Here is a 26489-nt window from a genome sequence, read left to right as displayed (position 1 = left end):
TAATCATAAAAATTCTGTCTGGATTTATAAAGTGGCGCGACTTGGATGTCTCGGACTGGTACTTTTGCAAGAACATTTTAAATAAAAGTGTGAAGTAAGATGATACCTGACCAAATTTTAATCTAAAAGTTCGCAAAGTAATGTTAGAAATCTACAAGCTTCCCGGTAAGACATTCCTGTCTTCCGGCTTGACAAAACCGAAGGTGGCATGGGCGCTGCTGATGCTGATGCTCACAGGACAATTGGCCCTGGCGCAAAACCAGATTGCCGGGTCTGTGAAGGACGATGTCGACGGCTCCCTCATACCGGGAGTGACGGTTTTGGTAAAAGGAACGGGTAATGGAACGCAGACCGGCATGGACGGGCGATTTACGCTGAATGGCGTCTCTCAGGAATCGGTTTTGGTGTTCAGTTTCGTGGGCATGCTGACAAAGGAAGTTCAGGTAGGAAACCAGACCAATCTGGATGTAAAGCTGTCTTCGGATTCAAAAGTATTACAGGAAGTGGTAGTGGTGGGTTACGGAACGCAGAAGCGGCAGGACCTGACCGGAGCGATCACTTCCATCAGTTCTGCTGATTTTGTAAAAGGTAATGTGGTGACGCCCGATCAACTGATCGCGGGCAAACTTGCCGGTGTGCAGATCACTTCCAATGGTGGCGCTCCCGGCTCGGGCAGTCGCATCCGTATCCGTGGCGGATCTTCGTTGAGCGCCAATAACGACCCTCTGATTGTGGTCGACGGCATTCCTCTGGACAATAGCGACATTAAGGGTGCGGCAAATGCATTAAGTTTTATCAATCCAAATGATATTGAGTCTTTCAATGTTCTCAAAGATGCTTCGGCAGCGGCGATTTACGGTTCGAGGGCTGCGAATGGTGTGATCATCATCACGACAAAAAAAGGAAATAAAAAAGACAAGCTCCGGGTCAATTTTGGAACATTGTTCTCTGCCAGTACCATCGCGAAAAAAGTGAATGTGCTCTCTTCGGACGAGTTCAAAACGGCGATCGGAACCTATGGTACCGATGCACAGAAGCAACTTCCGGGCACTTCCAGCACTGATTGGCAGGATCAGATCTACCGGACGGCTTACAGTACTGGCAATAACCTGAGCCTGACAGGTGCCTTGAAAAGCATTCCCTATCGTGTTTCAGTGGAGTATACCAAGCAAAATGGTGTGTTGAAAACCTCCGATATGTCGCGTACATCCGGCTCGCTGGGTCTTACGCCTATGTTGTTCAAAGATCATTTGAAGATCGATATCAATGTAAAAGCATCTTCGACCAAAAGCAATTTCGCGGACGAAGGCGCTATCGGAAGTGCGATCGGATATGATCCAACACAGCCCGTTCATACAGAAAACGAAAAGTTCGGTGGTTATTTCCAATGGTTGAATCCACAGGGAAATATCGAGTCACAAGCCCCCTCTAACCCACTGGCTTTACTCGAACTGAAAAGCAATGAGGCTGTCCTGAAGCGTGTGATCGCCAATGTGCAGTTTGACTACAAGTTTCATTTTCTGCCAGACCTTCGGGCCAACTGGAATATTGGTGTGGACCAGTCCGATACGGATGGTGATGAATTCTCGTCCCCGCTGGTTTCTGCCAGCTCATTCACAAATAACGGCTCGACAGGCTACTATACCCAGTCCCGCAAGAACTTTACCAACCAGTTTTATCTTAACTACGTCAAACAGGTTGGCATTCAGAGCATTAACGTAATGGCTGGGGTTGAAAATCAGGGATTTGTAAGAGAAAATGAGAACGGCACTACTTACGGAAATCCCGATGTTCCGGCCATTAAATCCTATTTCAAAACGGATTACGCGCTGTTGTCCTATTTTGGCCGCGTCAATTATGTGCTGAATGATAAATATCTGGCGACCGTAACCGTGCGTCGCGACGGCTCTTCCAGGTTTGCAAAACAGAACCGCTGGGGAACATTCCCGTCGGTGGCATTGGCCTGGAAAATCAATAAGGAATTTGCAAGGGACGATGTTTTCTCAGACTTGAAATTGCGCGCAGGATGGGGGATCACCGGTCAGCAGGACCTTTCAACCGGTGATTATCCTTACCTGAATGCCTATACACCAGGCCAGGGTATCAAATATCAGCTTGGTAACACATTTGTAAGCGTGCTGCGCCCGAATGCTTACGATCCGGACATCAAATGGGAGCAGACGGCATCTACGAACCTGGGCCTTGATTTTGGTTTGAGCAAAGCACGGATATCGGGTAGCATTGATTTCTACCTCAAAAAAACGACCGATCTGATCAATGAAATTGACGTTGCGGCTGGATCTAATTTCAGTAATAAAGTAACTACCAATGTCGGAAGCCTTGAAAACAAGGGCGTGGAGGTCGTTTTGAACTACACTCCGATATCGACGGAATTTCTGACCTGGGATGTCAGCGCTAATTTTACATACAATAAACGAAAGATCACAGCCCTTACCAAAGTCAATAACCCTACTTATGTAGGAGTTTTGGTAGAGAGTATCGATGGCGGGACCGGAAATTACGGACAGGTGCATTCTACTGGTTTTGAGCCCAATGCATTCTTTGTGTACAAACAGGTTTATAACGAAAACGGGACACCTGTCGAAGGTGCTTTTGAGGATCTGAATGGGGACGGCGTGATCACCGAGCTGGACCGCTACCGCTACCAGGCTGCCGCACCTGATTATTTTCTGGGTTTCAGCTCCCAGGTCGCTTACAAGAAGGCAAGTATTGGTTTTGTAATGCGCTCGAATGTGGGCAATTATGCTTACAATAATGTGTATTCCAATCGTGGTACTTACCAGAATTTGACGGGTACAGGTAATTATATCAACAACCTGTCCGCCAATGTGTTGGAGACTGGCTTCAAAGCCAGGACCGACCAATCGATCCTATCTGACTACTATGTTCAGAACGCCTCTTTCCTGCGCATGGACAACATCAATTTTGGCTATAATCTGGATCATCTGTTCAAAAACAAAAAGATCCGGGCGCAGCTGAGTTTGGTAGCGCAGAATGTGTTTGTCATTAGCAAATACAAAGGCCTTGATCCTGAAATAGCGACAGGTATAGACAAGCAGGTCTATCCGCGTCCGCGCACTTACTCGTTGGGGCTGAACTTAAACTTCTAAATCAGAAAATCGTGAAAAATATATTCAAATCAATGGTTTACACCGGCGCTGCATTGCTAGCCCTGGGTTCCTGCAAAGACCTGGATACCAAGCCTTATGTAGGAGAAGTCTCCGAACTGGTATACCAGGATCCAGCCAGCTACAAGCAGATACTGGCCAAATTATATGCTGGCCTTGCCGTTTCAGGCATCAAACCAAAAGACGATGATGTCGATCTGAAAAATTATGATGGTGGTTCTCAGGGTTATATGCGGGTGTATTGGTACTTGCAGGAATTCCCTACCGACGAGGCGATCGTAGGCTGGGGTGACCCCGGGCTGCCGGATCTTCACAAAATGAGCTGGACTGCCTCGAACCAATGGAGCTCTGCGTTTTATTCCAGGATACTATATCAGGCAACGGTTGCAAATGAATTCCTGCGGGAAACAACTGATGAAAAGCTTAGTGCAAGGGGTATATCAAACAGCGACGATATCAAGAATTTCCGTGCCGAAGCGCGTTTCATCCGGGCGCTGGTGTACTCACATGGTATCGATCTTTTTGGGAGCATTCCCCTTGTTACCGAGGCGGATAAGGTGGGCTCTGCTTTGCCTAAGCAGGCGACCCGTGCGGAGTTATTTTCTTATCTGGAAAGCGAATTGAAAGCATTGGAAAATGAGTTACCCGATGCCCGGACCAATGAATACGGCCGTGCTGATAAAGCCGCCGCGTGGATGACGCTGGCCAAATTATACCTGAATGCAGAAGTGTACACGGGTCAGGCGAAATACTCGGAAGCAGCAGTATATGCGAAAAAGGTAATCGACGCAGGTTTTGTGTTATCAGCTGATTATCAGCATAACTTCCTCGCAGACAATGATACTTCCAAGGAAATTATCTTCCCGATCAATTTTGACGGAAATGAAACTCAGACCTGGGGAGGTACCACGACATTGATCCACGCGTCGATTGGCGGTACTATGAACCCGACCGATTTTGGGGTGGATGGCGGCTGGGGCGGTTTCCGTACTACCAAAGAACTGGTCGCACTTTTCTCAGATAAGGCTGATAAACGAGCCTTGTTTTACAGCAGCGGGCAAAATCTGGAAATAGATAACATTACCACATTCACAGATGGTTATGCAGTGACGAAATGGAAAAATGTCAAAAAAGACGGTAAGCCGGGTAAAAACCTGACCCATACCGATACGGATTTTCAACTTTTCAGGCTGGCGGACGCACACCTTATGTATGCGGAGGCGGTGGTGCGCGGCGGAGCGGGTGACGGGGCGCTGGCGCTCACGCTCGTGAATGCATTGCGTACCCGTGCGGGCGCTGCGAAACTGACTGCTCTTACGCTGGACAATTTACTAGCCGAAAGAGGTCGGGAGTTATTCTGGGAAGGACACCGCCGGACGGATTTGATCCGTTTTGGGAAATTCACCACAGGATATAACTGGGCCTGGAAAGGCGGGGTGAAAGCTGGAAAAGACGTGGAAGCGTTCCGGACCTTGTTCCCTCTCGCCGCTACTGACCTCGTTGCAAATCCGACACTAAAACAAAATCAGGGATATTAGGATGGTAATCGTTTTTCGGCAATCAGCTTTCAGGTTTTTGATACAGACCAATGGCGATTGCCGACTGCCAAAGTCTTCCTCCCAATTTTTTCGAAACTATGAAAACACTAACTAAAATATTTTTCCTGGCAACAATGATTGTTGCTTTGGGATGTGAGAAGGAGCAGGATATTGCTGTTCTGAATGCTGGCGCGGTGCCGGTAGTGAAATTGTCTTCCAGTGAACTGATGCTGGATAAGGATAAAGCGGATGCCGATGTGCTTACTGTTTCCTGGGAGACTGACTTTGGTTATCAGGCTGCCGCCAGTAATGCGATCCTGATTGATAAAAAAGGCGCTGATTTCTCCAAAGCTGCAACCATTTCCGCAGGTTCTGGAAAAACGAAGGTGTTCAAGGCCTCTGAATTGAATGCCATACTGATCGGCCTTGGGTTGACTCCCGGTACAGCTGGTGAGATTGATATCAAAGTAACTTCGTCCATTGGTGCAGCCACCGTACTGACTTCCATTCCCGCCATTCTGAAAGCGACAGCTTATTCAGTCAAACTGGACCTTACCTCGAAATGGGGAGTGGTTGGGAGTGCTGCTAATGACTGGGGCGCTTCACCGGATCTGCCATTTTACAAAACGGAAGTTCCTAATGTTTTCGTAGCTTACGTAAACCTGATTGATGGCGAGATGAAATTCCGTGAGAATAACGACTGGGCTGTCAATTATGGCGGGGCTAATGGAGTACTGAAAGCCGGAGGCGATAACATTAAAGTCACAAAAGGCAGCTACAAGATCACATTCAATCCAGTAGCGCTGACCTACAAGATTGAAAAAGGCGTTTTCTGGGGCATTGTTGGTGACGCCACAGCGACCGGATGGGGCGATAAGCCAGACCAGAAATTCAGCTACGATCCCGGGGCGGAAACGTGGTACCTGAACAATGTTGTCCTGAAAGATGGCCAGGTCAAATTCAGGCTCAATGATGACTGGGGCGCGAATCTTGGCTCAGCAGCAGCAGCCGAGCCGGACCCTATTGCGGCCAGTGGCGCATTGAAAGACGGTGGTAAAAACTTTGGCGTAAAAGCGGGTACCTGGAATTTTGAATTAAATGTCAAAGACCATGCTAACCCAACTTATAAGGCTACCAAACTAAAATAGAAACCAGTATTCATCAACATATAACAGGACGGGCGCACGCAAGGAGTGTCCGTCATTTTTCTTACTCACCCAATAATCCTGACCCTGATGAAGAAGATCTTGATATTCCTGCTATTCTTAATTTCAGTCCAAACCGAGGTCACCGCACAGACCCGGATAAAACACCTGGAACCAATGAGCTGGTGGATTGGGATGAAAAACCCGAATCTGCAACTGCTGGTACACGGAGATGGAATTTCTACATACAAACCTAACATTGCCTACAAAGGCATTAAGATTGAAAAAGTACATCAAACGGTTAATCCCAATTATCTTTTCATTGACCTGGCGATTGCTCCCCAAGCCAAAGCGGGCGAGTTTCAGATCGTTTTTGAAAGTGCCGGAAAGCCGTCGATAACGCATCCGTATACACTCAGGGACCGAAAGGCGAAGTCCGCAAAAAGGGTGGGCTTTAATACCAGTGATGTGATTTATATGATCACTCCTGACCGGTTTGCCAATGGTGACCCTACCAATGATTCGGTCAAGTCGCTGGTCGACGGGCTCAACAGGAGTAATATCAATGGCAGGCATGGCGGGGACATTGCTGGCATGATCAATCATCTGGACTATATAGCCAGCCTGGGCATGACCGCACTGTGGATCAATCCAATGCTTGAAAATGCCCAGCCAAAAGATTCTTACCACGGGTATGCGATCACTGATTTTTACCAAACTGATGTGAGGTATGGCAGCAATGCGGACTATCTGAAACTCTCGGGAGAAGCCCAAAAAAGAAACATCAAACTGATCGCCGACATGGTACTCAACCATTGCGGATCGGAACATTGGTGGATGAAAGACCTGCCCGACAGCAACTGGATCAACTATCAGAACAAGCCATTAACGATCACCAATCACCGCCGGGAGAGCCTGCACGATCCGTATGCTTCGGATTACGATCGCACATTGCAAAGTAATGGCTGGTTTGTTTCCACCATGCCCGACCTGAACCAGCGCAATCCGTTCCTTGCCCGGTACCTGATCCAGAATTCAATCTGGTGGGTAGAAAACGCTGATTTGAAAGGTATCAGAATGGATACCTATCCTTATTCGGACAAAGATTTCAGTGCACGGTGGAGCGGAGCGGTGATGGACGAATATCCCGATTTTAATATCGTAGGAGAAGAATGGTCGCTAAATCCCAGCCTGGTAGCAAACTGGCAGCGTGGGAAGGTCAATCAAAATGGTTACCGTTCGAACCTGAAAAGCCTGATGGATTTCCCTGTTGGCAATTCCCTGGTAGAAGCCCTCAATGGTGACGAAAAGATATGGAATAAGGGCTGGACGACGCTTTATCAGACATTGGCCAATGACTTCGTGTACGCGCATCCCGCTAACCTGGTGGTTTTTGCGGATAACCACGACATGAGCAGATTTTATACGCAAGTGCATGAAGATTTTAACAAATTCAAACTCGGTCTCGCCTTCTTAATGACAACCAGAGGCATTCCACAAATCTATTACGGCACGGAAATTCTGATGTCGAACCCGAAAAGCGATGCGCATGGAGAGATCAGGGGCGATATGCCGGGTGGCTGGCAGGGAGATAGCAGGGATGTTTTCAATGATAAGGGCCTGAGCGCGCAAGTGACGGAAGCAAAAAAATTGGTGCAAAACCTGGCCCAATGGAGAAAAGGCGCTGAGGTGGTACATACCGGAAAGCTCAAACAGTTTGCTCCCGAGAATGGCGTGTATGTGTTTTTCAGGTATAATGAAAACCACAAGGTAATGGTCATTTTGAACAAAAATACGTCGGCTTACACATTGGAATTAGCGAAGTTCAGGGAAATACTGAGTCCGGATTTTTCTGCAAAAGACATTGTTTCACAGAAATCCATAGCAGTTCAAGACCGGATCGTACTGGAACCGGGTCAGCCGATGGTCCTGGATATCAATCCTTAGCTTTAAAATCAACAAATGATAAGGAACCTCTGCTTTACAATATGCTTTGTGGTTGCCAGCACATTTTGTCTGTGCCAGGCCATCAAAGTTTCACCTTCATTTCCTACTGCTAATGGTGCGGTCAACCTGACTTTCGACATTAGCCAGGCGAAGGATAACCGTAAAAATGCGTTGCTCAATCAGTCCGACGGATTGTATATCTGGGCGTGGGGCGGGTCGGACGTGTCGACACGCAAAGTGGAGTTCAGTCCAACTGGACAAACCAGTTTTGACAAGCCATTTGCGCCAGGCCTGCTGAAAAAAGGGACCGATAACGTATGGACCATAACCATTACGCCCGACCAGTACTATACCATTCCTGCCAGTCAAAAGATTACCTGGATCGGGGTGCTGGTGAAGAATGCCGACGGTACTGCCCAGACGGAGGATTTTCTGGTGGATTTGTACCAGCCGACGGATCTGCTCGTGCGCTTCCTGAGTCCTGAGCAGGAGAACTTTTTTACAGAAGCCAACCAGCAATTGGTGGTGAAAGCGAATGCCTCGCAGCCATCGTCATTGAGCATTGCTCTGGATGGTAAAGTGATTGCGACGGCAATCGACACGACATTGGCAGTCAGCATGAATACCGGAACTGGCAGCGGACAAAAACGGGTTGTGGTGGTCACAGCCACTGCAAACGGGAAAACTGCTACTGATCAGTTTTCTTTCACCGTTAGCCCGGAACCTAAGATCGCTCCGTTGCCCGCAGGATTAAAGAATGGCATTAATTACACTTCCGCAACCTCGGCAACGCTGGTACTCTTTGCTCCTGAAAAGAAGTTTGTGTATTTGCTCGGAGAATTCAATGATTGGGAAAATCAACCTGGATTTTTGATGAACCGAACGCCGGACGGACAGACTTACTGGCTGGAAATCAAAAATTTGATCGCAAAGAAAGAGTATCCGTTTCAGTATTTGGTGGATGGTATCATCCCTGTTGGCGACCCTTATGCTGAAAAAATACTGGACCGCAACAATGACAAGGTCATCCTGGCCGCTACTTATGCGAATTTGCTACCATTCCCAGCCAAAGCGCAGGGTGATATTGTGTCCGTTCTGCAAACCGACCAGGTACCTTACAACTGGAAGGTTAACAATTTCAAAAGACCATTGGCGAAAGATCTGGTGATTTATGAGCTGCTAGTCAGGGATTTTACCGCCGCGCGTTCCTACCAGGCACTTTCCGATACGCTTTCCTATTTGAAGCGGCTTGGGATCAATGCGATTGAACTAATGCCCGTCATGGAGTTTACCGGTAATGATTCCTGGGGTTATAATCCGATTTTCTATCACGCGCCCGACAAGGCCTATGGAAAGGCGGCTGATCTCAAAGCATTCATTGATAAATGCCACGAAAATGGCATTGCGGTGCTGCTGGACATGGTTTTAAATCAGGCCGACTATGAATTTCCCTACGTCAAAATGTACTGGGACGGCACGCAGCCAGCTAAAAATAGCCCGATGTTTAACCAAAAGGCGATGCATCCTTTCAGCGTGTTCTTTGATTTCAACCACGAATCAGCCGCAACAAAGTCCTATGTGGATCGTGTGACGGAGTTTTGGATGAAAGAATACCATTTTGACGGGTACCGTTTTGATCTTTCCAAAGGCTTTACACAAGTCAATTCCGGGGATAATGTGGCTGCCTGGGGAGCGTACGACGCGAGCAGGGTGGCGATCTGGAAACGTATATATGACCAGGTGCGCAAGACAGATTCCACTGCTTTTGTAATTTTAGAGCATTTTGCAGATGATTTTGAGGAGTCGGAGCTTACCGATTATGGTATGCTGGTTTGGGACAATCAGAACGGGGCTTTCCGGGAAACTATTAAAAGTGGCAAAGGGAATTTCAACCGGCTCTCATGGAAATCGCACACGGGTTTTCAAAAACCCGCTGCAATTGGGTACATGGAAAGCCACGATGAAGAACGCCTGATGTACGACGCGCTCACCAATGGCAGCATTGGGAACGGGTATACTGTCAAATCGCTTCCGTCAGCTTTGGAGCGGACTAAAGCATCGGCCGCATTGTTTATGCTTACACCGGGGCCGAAGATGATATGGCAGTTTGGTGAGCTTGGTTACGATGTATCCATCAATGAAAATGGCCGTACGGGTGCCAAACCAGCCAAATGGGACTATTATAGCAATCCGGAAAGGCTGAAATTATACAAAATTTTTTCGGAGCTGATCCACTTAAAAGAGGCACTCTCGAAAGTATCCGGCGGAACATTTGAACTGGACGCAGCTGAAAATACGATCAAGAAATTATCGCTTAGCAATGCGGCCATGCAGCTGCATGTACTGGCAAATCTGGATGTGAACGATCAGAAAATACCGCTTCCGGCAGGACATTGGTACGACTATTTTTCCGGTGACGAAGTAGTATCAGGGCAGTCTGATCCGCCATTGAATTTCAAGCCCGGAGAATTTCATCTTTTGACCAATACCAAACTCTCCGATCCCGAAAAGAACCTGGTACCCTGGAAAATCCAGCTCATCACCGCCATTGAGCCCGAATTGGCGGGTAATGTGGTATTGTCACCTGTACCTGCCGAAATGCTGCTGTCCGTCAAGCTGGAAAGTCTTTACAAAGGCGATGTGACGGTTAGCGTGTTCGACATGGTAGGCCGTGAGCGCGGCATGTACCAATTTGTTAAGCGTGATTTGGTTTTCGAAAAAACCATTAGTATCAGCTCCTTGCAGGCAGGGTTGTATTTTCTGCGTATCCGGCAGGGGGCCGGAATGGTGGTCAGGAGGTGGGTGAAAAAGTAGGCTATCCCAATCCTGGTAATGTAATGGTGAACACAGCGCCTTCGCCTTCCTGGGATTGTACCTCCATCGTGCCGCCGTACCCTTTTGTGATAATGTCATAGCTCAGGGACAAGCCAAGGCCGGTGCCCTGCCCGGTTGGCTTGGTGGTGAAAAACGGCTGGAAAACTTTCTTGCGAATGTCGTCGGGCATGCCGTTTCCATTATCGGCCACAGTGATCACCAGTTTGTTACCGGTCTTTTTGGTACTCAGGCTTACTGTCGGCTCGTATTCCGGCCCGGTAACCTGATTTTGTTTTTGATGCGTGGTGTAAAAAGCATTGTTTAGAAGATTGAGAATAACCCTTCCTATATCCTGAGCGACCAGCATCAATGGACCCAGGTCAGGGTCAAAATCCCTGTTGATCGTGGCGTGGAATGACTTGTCTTTCGCGCGTAAACTATGGTAGCTCAGGTGAATATATTCGTCGACAAGCGCATTGATGTCCGTCGCCTCTTTTTGCCCGCTGCTGGCTCGGCTATGTTGCAGCATACCTTTCACAATGGAATCGGCGCGTTTGCCATGCTGGTTGATCTTTTCCAGGTTTGCAATCACTTCGGCAGCGATCTCCCGGGCTTCTTCCCGATTACCTTTTTCCAGCTCATCTTTCATTTCATCCAGTAATTCAATGCTGGTTTCTGAAAAATTCGTGACAAAATTCAGCGGATTCTGAATTTCATGTGCGATACCGGCCGTAAGCTCGCCCAGGCTGGCCATTTTTTCGGATTGGATCAGCTGCACCTGTGTGGACTTCAATTCGTCGAGTGTTTCTTCGGCTTTTTTGCGTTGTGATTCGATCACCAAATTCTTTCGCTGCAATTGCTTGTAGGTATAGTCGAGCTTTTTGCGGTTACGGATCACGAACAGCAAAATCATGCCCAGTAATGTCACCGCGGCTAATGCAGCAAATATCAGCCATTGCTGTTGCAGGTTTTTCTGATGTAGCGCATCTTCCTTTTTCGAAAATTCCAGCTTCGCATCGTACATATTGGCAACGCGTTCGCTTTCCACATTTCGCAGGCTATCCGAATAAATCTTAAACTCCTTAAAATACGTCAGGCTGTTCAAGCCGTCGCCCATTTTTTCGTAAATGACAGACACTATTTCATTCGCGTCGCGCAGCAGCTGGGTGTGTCCCATGTTCCTGGCCTGCTGCAAACCATCCAGACCAGCTTCCAACGCTTTCTTTAAAAATCCCTGACGCTCATAAACCCTCGCTAACCCGATGACGGCTTTACAGGCGGATGTGCTGTAATGATGCTTGCGGGCGATCCTGGACGCAGTCTCAAAATATACCGCCGCTTTGTTTAAGCTATCCAATTGAAAATATGTACTACCCAGTGAATGTGACACGACGGTGAGCATTTCAGGATTATCTTTCTTGACCGCAAGCGCATAAGCCAGGTTGAGATTCGCCAGCGCAAGCGGTAATGCATGTTGCTCAATATTTATCTCTGCAATGTTGTTATAAGCCAGTATCACCCCGATGGTGTCCGCCATTTTCTTGGCGATTACCAGTGTTTTTTGGTAGGTGCTGTCCGCCTCCCTTAATTTTCCCTGGTAAAAATGAATGATCGCAATATTGTTCAGAGTACTGGCTGCTACAAATTGGTCATTGATCTCATTTGCCGATTTCAATGCCGCATAAAATTCATTCAATGCAACGGTATAATTTCCCTGGCTCATATACACCAGCCCGATGTTATTACGAATCCCCGGAAAGGCCGTTTTATAACCCATTTTTTCGGCTAGCTCGTAACTTTTCGTGTACCAGTTTAATGCATTGGCGTAGTCACCCTTAGTCATATACGCATTACCGGTAATTTTATAACCGTCCGTTTCTCCCTTTTCGTAGGCGATCTTTTCACAATGCAGCGTATTCACTTTGAGTATTTTCAGCGCGCTGTCGGGATAACTGTCAGCATATAGAAATGCAATTTGGTTCACCACATTCAGGTAGGCGGTGTCAGTAACGTAGTGGGGTGCTTTTTCCAGCCGCTTTTGCTCCTCCTTTAACAGACGCAGGTCGCCAGTTTGCGCATAGATCTCGGACAAAAAGCACAACCAGACTACCGTTGTCAGCAAAGCAATTTTCGGCAGGCGTTCCATGACTCTGACAGGGTTAAAATGATGCGAAGTGAGTTATCTGACGAAGATTGATCTGTGACAAGTCCTTTTGTAAATATTCTCTTTGTTTTTTTACAATTCTAAGAGCGTATTTGCTAACTTGTCCAAACTAAATTCGAGCGTATGCCCCAAATTACAAACAAAATCAAATTATCCGGATTGTTTGCCGGAGTTTTAGTTGCTTCTGCGCTATTTATTTCCTGTGGCAAAGACAAGCAATCGGACGATACGGAGACCACTGCTGTGGATTCAACGGACCAGGTCATTGAAAAGAAAATGGTGCCGGACAGTATTCCTGGTGACAGCTTACCTGCGTTGGATGATTCATCGTCAACGCGTCCTGAGCCACGAAAAACCAGGTAAGACGATGAATAAAAGGCCCTGCTACCGGCGTTTTGAACGGATTGTCTTTAAATATGCCGTCTCAGGGCTTTTTGCTATTCTATTCTTGGGTACTGGTTCAAAATCCTACTGCCAGTCGTTTTTCTATTTCGAGAATAAAATTTCCATTTCCCCAGACTCCACCCTGACTTACTATACCTTTTTAACACAATACGACAATGGCCGTGGCATAGCGCGTATAAGGTATACCGAACCGTCTTCCGGGGAGAACAGGCTTGTTGAAATCAATCTGCGCGACTCTGCTGATGCACGCGGCGGCTTGGAAAGTCAGGAACATTTTCTGATTGACGAAGGAGAGCCGCTACCCATTCAAGGCGCGGGATTGGCGGGCTTCCTCATGCCCAGATTTGTGTTTAAAATGCAAAAGGAAGAAGAAGATGTTTTTTATGTGCCGGACGCCATTGCATATCAATGGCCTGACGGGAGCTGGCGAACGTCTGAAATGCTGGTCAATCAACAAAAAAGCAACAGGGACTTAAAAAAAGAGCGGGATTTAGTGTCGGTTTTTTTCAACGAATCCGATGCTTTCTACTTATACCTGTATGCCATGCGTACCTCCCCGCGAGATCCTACTAAAAGGAAGGAAAAGCTGTATCTGATCACTGTCGCCAATACGCTGGACTCCACGATAGCGAAAAGCACGCGGCGGGACGTAGCCAATGTCGTTAAAATATTTACCCAGCTGACGACGGATGCCAACATGGATATGCTGACACAAATGGTCATCGACAGCGCCCTTAGCAAGAGGGCGGTGGAGCTTGTTTTGGCAAAGCTGCGTCCTTCACCAGTGGATATTGTTGTGTTTTATTACAGCGGGCACGGTTTCAGGTATTCAAATGATAAAAGTGAATATCCGAGAATGTCGCTGCGGACAAGCCAGAAAGCAGAATTGAGCAAGAACAATATGAGCGTGGAAGGTATTTATAAGGTACTGCTCACAAAAAAGGCAAGAGTCACGATCGTTCTTAGCGACTGCTGCAATGATGACATCGGCGAGCCGGTTCCTTCCGGTCCTACGCTTATGAAATCCAGGGGGCCATCCGGAGACTACATTCCAGTGTTAAATAAAGGTGTTATGAACCGGTTATTTTTTCCTCAAAAACCGCTGGCCATACTCATCGGATCGGCTGATCGGAACCAGCTCGCCGTCGGCAATCCTTCACTAGGCGGATATTTCACCAACTCGTTGACCGTCGAGCTTCGCAAAGTACTCTATGGGATGCCGGAGAATGCTACCTGGGTAAGCATACTGGCCAATACCAAAAAGCAGGCAAGTTGGTTATCGCTTTCGGCTGCCTGCGGGGACAACCGCTGTGTACAATCGGCCAGGTTCGCGGTGACACCCTAGCTTTTGACGACTAGTCGGGTATGCTGTAGTCGAGTGGGGAGGGTTTTTCTTCTTTACTGGATTGGTAATCAATAGCAGTCAGCTGGCTTGAATATTTCTTTTTCAGTGTCTTCCATTGTGGCGAAACCCTTAGTTGTTTCCAGGCAGGATCCGTATTCAGCACATTGCCGTACCCGAAACCACTTTCCAGGCTCCGTTTTAATGCATGGAGTGCCTTTTCGTTTTGTTTCAGCAAAGCATTCAGCCTACCTGTGGTGTAAAATCCGAGTGCATTCACACTATCCGGGTTGGTAGTCTTAGAATCCACAACCGGTAGCTCATGGAGGTACCGAAGCGCATTTGCATTGCGGCCTGCCAGCCAGTTTGTTTTTGCGTGTAGCATCAGAGAAGCCGCCTTTTCCGTACTGGTAACGGTACTAGTTTTGCTCAAAACCTCCATGGCTTTATCCGGGTGGCCATTTAACGCATATCCATTGGCGAGCTGCATATTTTGTGTTGTCGTAGTTTTGCCAAGCTTGTAAAGGATTTCAAGCTGACTCAATGCAAAAATTGACTCATTGATCGCGAAACAATATTGAATGATTTTATTGTGAAGTGCTGTGTCTGTCTGCTGATTTTGAAGGATTTGTTTATAGGTCTCGAAAGCGGCCTTTTCATTGCCCATCCAGCTGTAAAGGTCAGCAATGGCTTCCAGTAATGACTTGCTGGGCTGCACTTCTCCCGAAAGCCTCATTGCCAATTTCAGACTTTGCAAAGATTCATTCAGCGGGTCGTACTTGGGTGCGGGAATGACAATGGTTTCATCGGTACCGGGTAAGCTAAATTGGATCTTTTGATGCTCGGGTGAATTTCCTGTTACGTCCGAGAATAAAAAGGGATAAGCATATTCTTTAATGCCTTCATGAGCCGCCACATATTTGTTGACCGGCAACTTCCGGAAACATAGCAAAAGTCTCTGGTACAAAAACATACCCGCTTTTTCCTGCCATTCTGCGTTCCGGGGGAACATTCGTAGCATTCTTTGGTAAAAACTAAAAGTGGCTGCTTCCGCCTGCCGGTTGACCGTACCCCAGTAGAAATTAAAATTTACCCCGGATGTGAGCTGAAATGGGCCCGGTTGTGTCTGTTTCCCCCTGAGATAGCCAGCCTCGCGGTTGCGTTGAATTTGTTGTAAATAGGTCTTTTCAGCCATGACATAGTCGCCAGCTTTTTCGAATAAATTCGCTAGTTTAATGTACCCGCCCATATTCACCGGCGTCTCATACCGGAGTATCAGGGCCTCGTCCACAAAGATCGGTGACTGGTCAGTTCCCGGAGCTGTTACAAAACCTTTGAGAATCGCCTGGTCAAGCTGTTTGTCGTTTTCAATAGCAATAATAGTAGCATATTCCTCCATGGCCTTACCCGCCTCGCCTTCACCCTCGTAGCGCTCGGCGAGCACATAATGTTCGGAGAGCATATTGTCCACGGTTTTCAATGAATCGTTCCCAGGAGGGCCGCCTAGCTCTATCCCAAAGGAGAAACTCTGGTCGTTAACAGCAAAATCGACCTTCCGCATCGCAGCTGCTGCCAAAAAACGATCAGCTTTTTCATAGTCGCCCGTGGCTATGTAGAGGTTACCCAGCCTCTCGTACGGGAGGAAATGAATATTGTTTTTTGAGATTGCTTTTTGAAAATAACTTTCAGCCGCCAGTAAATTTCCCTGTCGCGCCAACAGCAGGCCGGCATTCATCAGGATATAGGGAAGATCATGCTGCAAGGAATCCGCCATCGCAAGGGCCTTAGCTGCCCTTTTTAACTGACCGGTGGCCAGGCCGAGCCTTATCTGGTTACTCCACGGCACCGCCCAGGTGGGTGATAGTTCTTCGGCCATATTGAAATGATAGTCGGCCAGCGCGTACTTTTTGCTGCGCAGGTAGAGGTTGCCCGTTTCATTGTGAATGTATGCCGCATAAGGTTCCAGCTTCATCGCTTTTTGTTGATACGCCATTGCGCGCGTCAGTAACGTAGCGGTATTCGGTGATGTGGCCATTTCCAGCCGTGCTGCCAATCCGCTGATATAGGCTTCCTGAACCATGAGCAGGTTATATAAATAATGTTGTTTTGGAGCTATCCGCAGTACAACACGAAGCATATCGATGAAGTCGCTGTATTTGCGGTTGCCGGTATAGTAATATTGCCTTTTTTCAAGCTCGGCAATGTCGCCGTCCAGATATGCATTCACCATATCCTGCGCCAGGCCATGTACCATTTGTATCAATCGTTCATTAAAATTGTTCACGATCGCCTGGCTCTGCAACAACTGGTTTTTGAGCAGAAGCAATGTATCGCCATTGGCCAGATAATAGCTGGTGTCGATGGGGGCGCTATTGGCGTCTAACGAATCTATTTTGCGATCCGCTTCCAGCTGATAGGCCATGCAGTCCAGTACAATTCTTAATGGCAAGCTATCTTTTGGTACTTTAATGTATCTGGCGAAGGATAATTTGCTTTCAATGGCCCTCGCTTTCATCGCCCCGAATAAATGATCAATGGGCTGTATGCCAAGTGGTTTGAACATCCGTAAAAGCGAGCTAGCCTGATCGGTTCCATTCGGGCCAGCCGTCTCGCTGACCGCAGTCTCCAACGTGGATGCATCCACTACGGACATCGTCTGGTACGGATTCCCGTCCAGTACAGGACGCTGTTTGTATGCGTTACGGATCAAAATCTGATCAGCCTTGAAAGCAGAATCCAGGTATGTATTCAACTCCCGCAGCTGGATCGTATCGTTGCGGTTCAGGTCGGCAATGCCATTCAAACCCATTAATAAATAATAGGAGAACACCCCGCGGCCACCGCCCCAGTCTTCGCTTTCGGCAGCTTTTTCGTCTACTCCGCAAGCTGCCATCCTGATTTCATTGTTCAATATCAATTGCAGCTGACTGGCCACCAGTTGTTTGCCTTTGTAATAGTCGCCCGCAAGCTTTCCCGAATGGCATGCATCCGTCACCAGCACGACCGTTGCTTTGGTTTTCGAGGAAAGATGATTGGCCACCTTGTTCAGATCTTCAATGGTGATGGCATTGTTGCGATAGTTGTTGGGCGGGGAATTATAAGCCAGCAGGTAACCCAAACTGAAATTATTATCCGTCTCCACATCGCCGTGGCCCGAAAAATAGAAGTAGGCCTTGTCATTGGAAGTGCAGTGCTCTTGCAGCCAGTTGAGGGCGTCATAAATAGCCGCGATGGTGGCATCCTCATTCAGCAGCAATCTGATATGCTCCACGGGAACATTGCCGCCCGCTTTTGATCGCAAATGCGCAGCAAATAACGAGGCATCCCGATCTGCAAATTGCAGGGTCGAAAGGCTTTTTGTTTGATATTTGGTAATCCCTATCACCACAGCGTAGGTATTGCTACGGGTTGTATCTTGCCCGAAAATGGTAAGGTGAAAGCCCAAGTAAAAAATCAACAGCAGAAAAAGGCCTTTTCTCGCGGTCGCAAAATGGTTAAATGTAGAGGCTTTCCCCATCAGACGTCTATGGATTATTAAGCGGTTTGTAGGCTACACCAGCAACCTTTCCCGGATCGAAAAAATAGTTATAAACGTAATCAAAATTGAAGTTCGTCAGTATCGACTTATGCAGATGCACCAACGGTTCCCAATAAATGGCGATCCATTGAGGTTGGCCATTCGCACATTTGTCCGCCAACTCTTTGGATATTTTAAATACTGGATAAGTAGTGTTCAGCGTAGCTTCAAACATGTCGCCAACGCTTTCACTCCCATTGAAAAAGTCGTTGTTAGCATGATTGGCGGAAAGCATTGCTATTTCACTCATGCGGTTTTTGTACTTTTCCTTAACGCGTTTAAAATTGACCATGGCTTTTTCAAACCGGGCTTTGCTTCGTTGGTTAGCCTGCTCCAATCCGAGAGGATAACCACGGTTTTGGTCGGCATTGGTCTTCATTTCCGCCTGGAACGTTTGATCAATTACTTTTTCCGACTGCTCAAAAAATTCGGCCTTTGTAACCGGTGTCCATGGTGCCCGGTTATCAGGAAACAGCAGCGCGACGTAATACCTGCCTGAAGAGGCATTACTCGTGCCTTTGGGGATAAAAAAATGAGCATATTTATTTAACATCGGGTGGGTATCGAACCCCAAAAGGCCTGCATTCTGAGCATCATCAGGCATATCTTCCTTGCCCGTTTTGAAGTACGAAAGCGTGAAGTAGTATTGATCTGATGTAGTGAGCGATTTGACGGATTTGCTGATGTCATGCAGTCCATTTGCCTGTATGTTCCAATAATCCGCATCGTTATCAACGGGTGCCAGCTTACCGGAAACATCCTTTTTAACATGATAATATAGCTTCGTATAAGCCCCGTAGCAATTAGGCAGGCCTTTGGTGTCCTTATTGTACAGTCCCAGTTTTTCATTCACCGATTTCCGAACGTCACCAAGCCGTCCCGTGGGCTGGTAGCTTTGCTGCATCCACATGATGAATGTTTCACAATAACGCAATTGTGCGGGGCTGTAACTTCTGTGATCGACCGAAAACGGTTTAAGGTCGGCCGCCGGCTTGTATATTTTCATCCAGCCCAGTTCCTTGTTCTCGTAAGAACCTTGCGGCAGCGGCTGAGCATCTGAGCAAAACCCTGCCATGCAAAATAAAAAGATGAGCTTCTTTTTCATCGGGCATTTATGGATCTCATGGTGAGATTGTTAAATATACATGGATTTATATTGCGCAAAACATAAACACAATATTGTAATTGAATTATTCACTGAAAAAAAAATATTATTTATAGTATGGGGATAGTGCTCGTGATTTTGTCAGCTAAGATGAATTGTTATCTAAATCATTAAAAATACTTCTACGTGAATGTTGAGATTCTTATTGAAAACTAACTTTTGTAGACAGTATTTTTTCGATTCGATAACTCGAATTAATTCTTACTAAAAGCACATTTTATGAAAAAATCAGTCCGCATGATGATCCTGTTGATTGCACTCACAGGAGCCTTGAATTATGTAGCCAAAGCACAAACGTACAACTGGAAGCCCGTACGGATGGGCGGCGGCGGTAACGTCACAAGCATTAAAGCACACCCGAAGGTCCCAAACCTTTATTTCATCACCACTGACGTAGGTACTCCTTACAAGTGGAACCATGCTGCTCAGAAATGGGACGACCTGATGTGGTATGACAAGATACCCACCACATACTGGAACTGGGAAGCAGCCGCCAAATGCGGCGATCTGGCCTTTGATCCGAGCGATGCAACCGGTAACATTCTCTATGCTACGCATCAAACAGGAATGGGTACCGTGCCGGGCGGTGGGACTGCTCCCGGAACGGTCATGAAATCGATCGACCGGGGCGCTACCTGGACTGACTGCCAGTTACGGATAACCGTGTTACCTAACAGCGACCAGACTTACTCCGACCGTCTGGTTGTTGATCCGAACAATAGCAATTTGGTGTATGTAACGACCCGTGCAAATGGTACTTATAAAAGTACATCGGCAGGAGCAGTAGGGTCATGGACCAAAGTCAACACTTCGTTACCGGATTCAGTGTCAGGAAGGTTTATCTTTTTTGATAAAAGCGGTGGTATGGTCAATGGAGTGACCCGGAATATTTTCCTGGGCGCCAAGGCTGGCGTATATCGCAGCACGGACGGCGGAAATACTTTTGCATTGATGGTTGGCAGCCCTGGTGAGCCCCGACGCGCCAGCATCAGCGATGACGGTACCTTCTTTGTGACCCGGCTACCTCAAACCGCCACGCGACCGCTCGGAGGTTTTACATTAAACAAATGGAATGGAAGCAGCTGGATAGATATCACTCCGGTAACCGGCAAGGAATTTAGCGGGGTAGGCGTGAACCCTTCCAATAGCAACGAAATCATAGTGACAACCACCGGGTCATGGAACCATGACATCGCATACCGCAGTACTACCGGCGGAAGTGGAGGCAGCTGGTCATCAATGGTTCCGGCAACGAGAGATGTTTCGGAAGCGCCTCATTCACTTGGAGATGGGGCTAGCGGAAATATCGGTCACAATGTCAATGGTTTTGCTTGGGATCCCTTTAATGCCGGCCATGTCTGGTTTTCAGATATGCTCGATGTCGGTCATACGACTAATGTTTGGGCATCGCGGGTTACTTGGAAATTACGTAACACCGGACTGGAAGAAATTGTAGTGGCCGGCCCATTGGTTTGCCCGCCTTCGGGTAGTAACTATCTGGTTTCGACAACGGGCGATGTCGGCGGATTTGATCATAAGTCGCTGGACCAACCACCTGCAAAAGGAATATCATATTGGTTTGTAACCAACACCGGCACCAATACGACCGGAGGGGCCATTCAATACTCGGACCCGAATTTTATCGCACGGGTAGGAAGTGATGGCTGGAATGGCGTAGGTATAGGAGGTTACTCCACAGATGGCGGAGGTTCTTATAAAAAATTTACCTCCTTTCCGGGAGCAAGAGGAAGGATCGCGGTATCCGCTACCAGCAGAAAATTGGTCTGGGTGACACAGGGTGGACTCACTTATCATTCCTCGGACCTCGGTACTACCTGGACTGCCAGCAATGGTGTACCTTCGGCCGTTTTGAAACCAGGCGGTATTTATGATATCTGGGCGGGAATGCAGCCCTTGGCTGCCGATAAAGTAAATGGCAATATATTCTATATTTATGCAAATGGTAAGGTTCACGTCAGTACGGATGGTGGGGTCAATTTTTCACCGACAACGGCTTCCAATTTACCCAACGTCGGCAATGTGGCGCAAATGAATGTGGAGACTACACCTGGACGTGCAGGAGATCTCTGGATCGCATTCTCGGGTGATGGAATTTATCATTCTACCGATACTGCGAAAACTTTTACCAAAGTAAACCCGACCGTTATTACAAGACCAAAATGGATTGCTGTCGGAAAGGCGGACACCACGGCTTCGTCCAACCCGGTGATCTATGTAAGTTCGGAGGGAACTGCCATCAATGGTGTTTCGTACGGTGTTTTTCGTTCAGATGATGATGGTGCATCCTGGACAACCATCATTAACCCCGTTCCGGGTACTGTGAGTGGTATGGCTGCGGATTTGCACGGAAGAGTGTTCTTAGGCATCGGAGGCAACGGGATTTTCGTTGGCGAACCTTCCGGCGGTCCGGTCGTTTCGGTGGCGGTAACTCCGGCAGCAGACTCTGTCGTGGTAGGTTTTACAAAACAATTGAAAGCCGCACTCAAACCCGCCTATCCGACAAACAATGCAGTCAGTTGGGCTTCTTCCGATGCAGGTATTGCGACTGTGAATGCGACCGGGCTGGTTACCGGTGTAGCGCCGGGTGTTGCTACCATGACGGTAACTACCCAGGACGGCGGAAAAACCGCGCAGAGCAGCATCAAGGTCACACCGATCGTTGCAGTGACCGGTGTAACGCTTGACTCAACCATTACGATAGGATTAGGTATCAGTAAAAACCTGACGGCGACTGTGCTGCCAGCCAGCGCGATCAATAAAAATGTGAGCTGGACTTCCTCAGATACTACCGTGGCCAGGATCAATGCCAGCGGACTCGTTACCGGCTTAAAGCTGGGCACGACCACCATTACCGTGACGACACAGGATGGTGCGAAAACAGCCACTTCCCTGCTAACAGTAGGAACTGTAGTGGTCGCTAACAACTGCGGCGGTCCTACGATTGGCAACTTTGTAGCAGATACCCCGCAATCCGCTTCCATGTGGACTTCTACGGTGACCACGCCGATCGATCTGACCGGTGTAGTGAGGCCTGCGCCTGCGGATGCTTACAAATCACAACGTAATGCAGGGCAGCCGCTTATCTACCAGTATGATAACCTGATCCCAAATGCATCCTATGTACTAAGACTGCATTTCGCTGAGATTTCAACCACCATCACAGCAGGAAAAAGGAAGTTCAACCTGACTTCAAATGCCGTTACCGATACATTGCTCAAAAACTTTGACATTTTCACAGAAGCCGGCGGCAGGAATAAGGCGATCGTCCGGGAGTTTGCGGTCACCTCTACTTCTGCGGGACAGATCCGCATTGTATTCCGGCCGATTGCAAACTTCAACTATCCTGCCATCAATGCGATTGAAGTTGGACTGACGCCATTGACTTCGGTCGCCGTAGCTCCTGCTACTGCTTCGGTTGGCGTAGGAGATACCACAAGACTGTCGGTCACTATTTTGCCGGTGAATGCCACCAATAAAAAAGTGGTCTGGACTTCTTCGAATACGTCAGTAGTGAGTGTGGACGGAAGCGGGCTTGTACGCGGTGTGTCACCGGGTACTGCTACCATTACGGCTACCACAGACGAAGGCCGCAGAACGGCATCATCGGTCGTTACCGCCGGCAATATTGCAGTAAGCGGAGTAACGCTTGCGGCCACAGCGTCGGTCGGTGTGAATAATTCGGCGACACTTGTCGCGACCGTTCAGCCTGCCAATGCTAGCAATAAGGTACTGAGCTGGGCCTCTTCCGATGCGGGAATTGTCACAGTTACTCAAAATGGCTTGTTGGCGGGCATTGCGCCGGGAACTGCAACAGTGACGGTTACTACACAGGACGGAGCCAAAACTGCCAATTGTACGATCACCGTTTCCAATGTACTGATCACCTCGGTAACATTGAACAAACCGACTGCAACCGTTGGAGTGGGGGATACAACCTCCATCAAGGCAGTAGTAGCGCCGGTAACCGCCAGCAACAAAACAGTAATATGGAGCTCATCCAACCCGTCTGTTGCAACAGTAAATGCTACCGGAATCGTTTCAGCCATCGCGGTGGGGACTGCTACGATAAACGCTACTGCACAAGACGCTGGTGGCGTTTCCTCTGGATCAGCAGTGACCGTTGTCAGTGCAGGATTGTGCGGTGTGCTGACCAATAACGGTTTTGAAAGTAGTTTTGTAAACTGGATCAGGAATCCGAACAATGCCGCTGCCAGCATTGGAACATCCGCCCAAAGCGGACTGAAAAGCGCTGTGATCACAGCCGATCAGGGAGCGATCAACTACGGAAAAACGATTACTGTAACTGGTAATACTGAAATCACTTTCGATGTGTGGGCAAAAGTAGAAGGGACACCAAATCCCTCCAACCCCGCCCAGTTGATCCTGCCGTATTGGGCTGGTATCGGCATTGATTTCTATGATGCCCAGGGTGCTAAAATAACGAGTGCTACCACGCAGTTCCAGGTTTATCCGTCGCCTACTCAAACTGTTTATACCAAATACACGGTGACCAAATTGTCCCCTGCAAACGCTGCTACCATCGGTATCTGGGCTGCAAAAGCTGGCCCCAGCGGTAAGCTTGTGCTGGACGACTTCTGTCTCACCATCGCTGCGCCACCATTGATCGCGCAAACTATTGCATTAGACAGCCTGACGCCCAGGCTAGTGGGAGAAGTGGGTTTTGATCCGGGTGCCATAGCAACCTCTGGTTTGCCGGTTAGCTATGCAAGTTCGGATACATCGGTGGCAGTCATTTCAAACGGGAAAGTACATGTTGTTGCGCCGGGAAGTACGGTGATTACCGCGTCTCAAAATGGTAACGAAGTATACAGCGCCGCTCAGCCATTGAGCCGTACATTGAAGGTATCCTCCGGTTTGAAGGTACTTTACAATGATGGTGATAATGGGCAGGTCAATAACAACAACATCAAGCCATACCTGACCATTGCCAACGAAAGTGCGGTTGCTGTTCCGTATAGCGAGCTTACCGCCCGTTATTGGGTGACTGCCGAGAACTATGCAGGTATCAACAAATGGATCGACTATGCTGAGCTGGGTAACAATAAGGTGACAATGAGCTATGTCGAGCTGGATAAGCCGCGGCAGGGTGCATTAGGCTATGTGGAATACCAGTTCAATGCGTCTGCCGGTGTTTTGAATCCCGCAGGCAATTCGGGCGCTATACAGTCGAGGTTCGCGAATGTGAATTGGGAGAATTTGTCGGAGACAGATGATTATTCTTTCAAAAGTACTTCTTCATATGTGGCCAATGATCACATTACTTTGTACCGTAATGGTAAACTTTGGTGGGGTGTAGAACCTGATACGACAGCGTCGGTTTTGGATCTGAAAGTTTATTCGGAAAACAAAAATACCAGTGCTGCACCAACCGCGCTGAGCACCTGGCTCAAAGTAGAGAACAAAGGGAACGTACCGGTCAACTATGCCGATCTCTCGATCCGCTACTGGTTCACCGCAGACGGCACAGCTGGACTGAACTACTGGATTGACTTTGCAAAATTAGCTGCGGGAAACATCTCCGGACAGTTTACAGGCAACCAGCAGCGCACCAATGCTGATACTTACTTTGAATTGAAAGCAGCGCCATCTCTTGGTAAGCTATATCCGCTGAGCAGCACTGGCAACATTCAGTACCGGATCGCGAAAACAGGTTGGTCTGCATTTGATGAAACCAATGATCATTCTTACAAAACAGCAGGCACATTTGCCGAGAACAGTAAGATCACGGTTTACTACAAAGGTCAGCTGGTGTATGGCGTGGAACCTGTAACCCAGGCCAATGGCAGATTGGGCGTGAAGGAGAATGAGGTAACAACGGCCAAATTGAATGTAATTGTGATGGGAAATCCGATTCAGGGAGACGAGGCAGAAGTTGTCATCACCGGCGCAAATGCATTACCGCTCAGCATCACAGTAACAGACCTGAATGGACGTGCTTTGTTCCGCAAATCAGTTCAGAAACCTTTCGATACGGAGCGGCATTTATTGCCTTTGGGTAAGAATGCTGGTTTATATCTGATTAAGATTGGTTCTTCCAAAGAGTCGGTTATATTGAAGGTGGTGAAGCCTTAATTAATGGTTAAAACACCTGCTATCGGCAATCCCGTAGGGATGCAATATCGGTAGTAAAAAGATGATCATTGAAAATATTAAAATCCCGTAGGGATGAAACAACATGCACGCTGTTTCATCCCTACGGGATTTTTTTACACGATGCTGCCGCGTTGCGGCTACCGACATTGCATCGCTACGCGATTTCGTTTCTGGACAAATACTGTCTTATGCTGATACTTGCTGATCTACCGGTTTTTTAATTGAATTATTTATTGAAAAAAAAATATTATTTATAGTATGGGGATAGGGCTTGTGGTCTTGTCTGTTTGATTAAACTGTAAATACATAGTTGGGTTAATGAAATAATATGGCAATTAATTCTACAAAAAAATTACCGCCCCAATCAGCCGAAAAAGAGGTCATGGATCTGTCTGCGCAGGACAATGAACCTGTCATGCTCCACGACGAATACCTGATCCGGGAAATGTTTAGCGAAGACCCCCGAAAAGGATGTGAGTTGCTGTTCCGGAAGTACTATACCAATTTGTGCAACCACGCCATTCGGTTTGTGCATTCGGGCGAAATTGCCGAGGACATTGTTTCTGAGGTATTTGCGGCATTCTGGCAGAGCCGGACTTTTGAACTGATCACCACTTCCTACCGTGCTTATCTCTACAAATCCGTCCGCAACCGTTCTTATAACTATCTGAAATGGGATTTGAACCGGACGTCTCCGTTGGAAATTGTGAGCACCCCATTTGTCGCTCATTCGCTCAATCCCTGTGAGGCGCTGCAATACAATGAGCTGCATCAGCAGGTAGAGCGGATCGTGCAGGAAATGCCACCGCAATGCAGGAAGGCGTATTTGCTGAAACGGGTAGAAGGCAAAAGCCTTGAAGAAATCGCGGCCGAACTTCAGATCACACCCAAGTCGGTGGAGGCATTGATCACGCGCGCCATCGCAAGGCTCCGCAATGGATTGAAAGACAGCTGGCTTATATGCATTACGCTACTGCTTTCAATTAAAGTGTGAATGCGGCATGGGGTTGCGAACACCGTACTTGTCTGTTCTTTAAATAATTAAAATAAACATTTCCGTGTCCATGCGATAATGGTTTTGTGGTTGCTCTGAAATCATCCAAACAGA

The 26489-nt window shown here is 47.8% G+C and carries 12 protein-coding genes; 9 read left to right on the top strand and 3 right to left on the bottom strand.

Annotation, left to right across the window (positions count from 1 at the left end; genetic code table 11):
* Positions 1-140 precede the first annotated feature (140 nt).
* The 5 genes from ABIO93_RS23175 (at position 141) to ABIO93_RS23155 (ending at position 10593) form a co-directional block, all read left to right on the top strand.
* A complete protein-coding gene (locus tag ABIO93_RS23175; protein ID WP_348072124.1) occupies positions 141-3131 on the top strand; it encodes a TonB-dependent receptor in 2991 nt (996 codons plus the stop codon).
* A gap of 11 nt (positions 3132-3142) precedes the next feature.
* On the top strand, positions 3143-4687 hold the full coding sequence (locus ABIO93_RS23170) for a RagB/SusD family nutrient uptake outer membrane protein (protein WP_348072122.1): 1545 nt from the start codon (positions 3143-3145) through the stop codon (positions 4685-4687).
* 98 nt (positions 4688-4785) lie between these two features.
* Positions 4786-5835, top strand: coding sequence for a SusE domain-containing protein (locus ABIO93_RS23165; RefSeq protein ID WP_348072120.1), 1050 nt, complete (start codon positions 4786-4788; stop codon positions 5833-5835).
* Positions 5836-5922: 87 nt separating this feature from the next.
* Positions 5923-7779, top strand: a complete 1857-nt coding sequence (locus ABIO93_RS23160; RefSeq protein WP_348072118.1) for a glycoside hydrolase family 13 protein — start codon at positions 5923-5925, stop codon at positions 7777-7779.
* Between the two features lie 15 nt (positions 7780-7794).
* Positions 7795-10593 (top strand): alpha-amylase family glycosyl hydrolase, encoded by a 2799-nt coding sequence (locus ABIO93_RS23155; RefSeq protein ID WP_348072116.1) that lies wholly within the window; start codon positions 7795-7797, stop codon positions 10591-10593.
* A 1-nt stretch (position 10594) separates the two neighbouring features.
* On the opposite strand, the gene ABIO93_RS23150 is transcribed toward ABIO93_RS23155, so the two are convergent.
* The gene (locus ABIO93_RS23150; RefSeq protein WP_348072114.1) at positions 10595-12739 is read right to left on the bottom strand and encodes an ATP-binding protein; all 2145 of its coding nucleotides are present in this window, start codon (positions 12737-12739) and stop codon (positions 10595-10597) included.
* Positions 12740-12880: 141 nt separating this feature from the next.
* Between ABIO93_RS23150 and ABIO93_RS23145 the strand changes: the two genes are divergently transcribed.
* Complete coding sequence (locus ABIO93_RS23145; protein ID WP_348072112.1) at positions 12881-13120, top strand: hypothetical protein; 240 nt, start codon at positions 12881-12883, stop codon at positions 13118-13120.
* A 4-nt stretch (positions 13121-13124) separates the two neighbouring features.
* Positions 13125-14507 (top strand): caspase family protein, encoded by a 1383-nt coding sequence (locus tag ABIO93_RS23140; protein WP_348072110.1) that lies wholly within the window; start codon positions 13125-13127, stop codon positions 14505-14507.
* Positions 14508-14517: 10 nt separating this feature from the next.
* Here ABIO93_RS23140 and ABIO93_RS23135 read toward each other — a convergent pair whose 3' ends face one another.
* Both ABIO93_RS23135 and ABIO93_RS23130 read right to left on the bottom strand, forming a co-directional pair.
* On the bottom strand, positions 14518-18021 hold the full coding sequence (locus ABIO93_RS23135; protein WP_348072108.1) for a caspase family protein: 3504 nt from the start codon (positions 18019-18021) through the stop codon (positions 14518-14520).
* Between the two features lie 7 nt (positions 18022-18028).
* A complete protein-coding gene (locus tag ABIO93_RS23130) occupies positions 18029-19186 on the bottom strand; it encodes a hypothetical protein (RefSeq protein WP_348072106.1) in 1158 nt (385 codons plus the stop codon).
* Positions 19187-19465: 279 nt separating this feature from the next.
* Here ABIO93_RS23130 and ABIO93_RS23125 point away from each other — a divergent pair, with 279 nt between their 5' ends.
* A complete protein-coding gene (locus ABIO93_RS23125) occupies positions 19466-25360 on the top strand; it encodes an Ig-like domain-containing protein (protein ID WP_348072104.1) in 5895 nt (1964 codons plus the stop codon).
* 349 nt (positions 25361-25709) lie between these two features.
* Positions 25710-26375 carry an RNA polymerase sigma-70 factor gene (locus ABIO93_RS23120; RefSeq protein WP_348072102.1) on the top strand — a complete coding sequence of 222 codons (666 nt, stop codon included), beginning with the start codon at positions 25710-25712 and terminating at the stop codon, positions 26373-26375.
* The last annotated feature ends 114 nt before the right edge of the window (positions 26376-26489 follow it).

This window comes from Dyadobacter sp. (assembly GCF_039919315.1).
Classification (GTDB): Bacteria; Bacteroidota; Bacteroidia; order Cytophagales; family Spirosomataceae; genus Dyadobacter.
The sequence above is the reverse complement of the archived record's forward strand: the minus strand, read 5'-3'. Positions and strand labels throughout refer to the sequence as shown.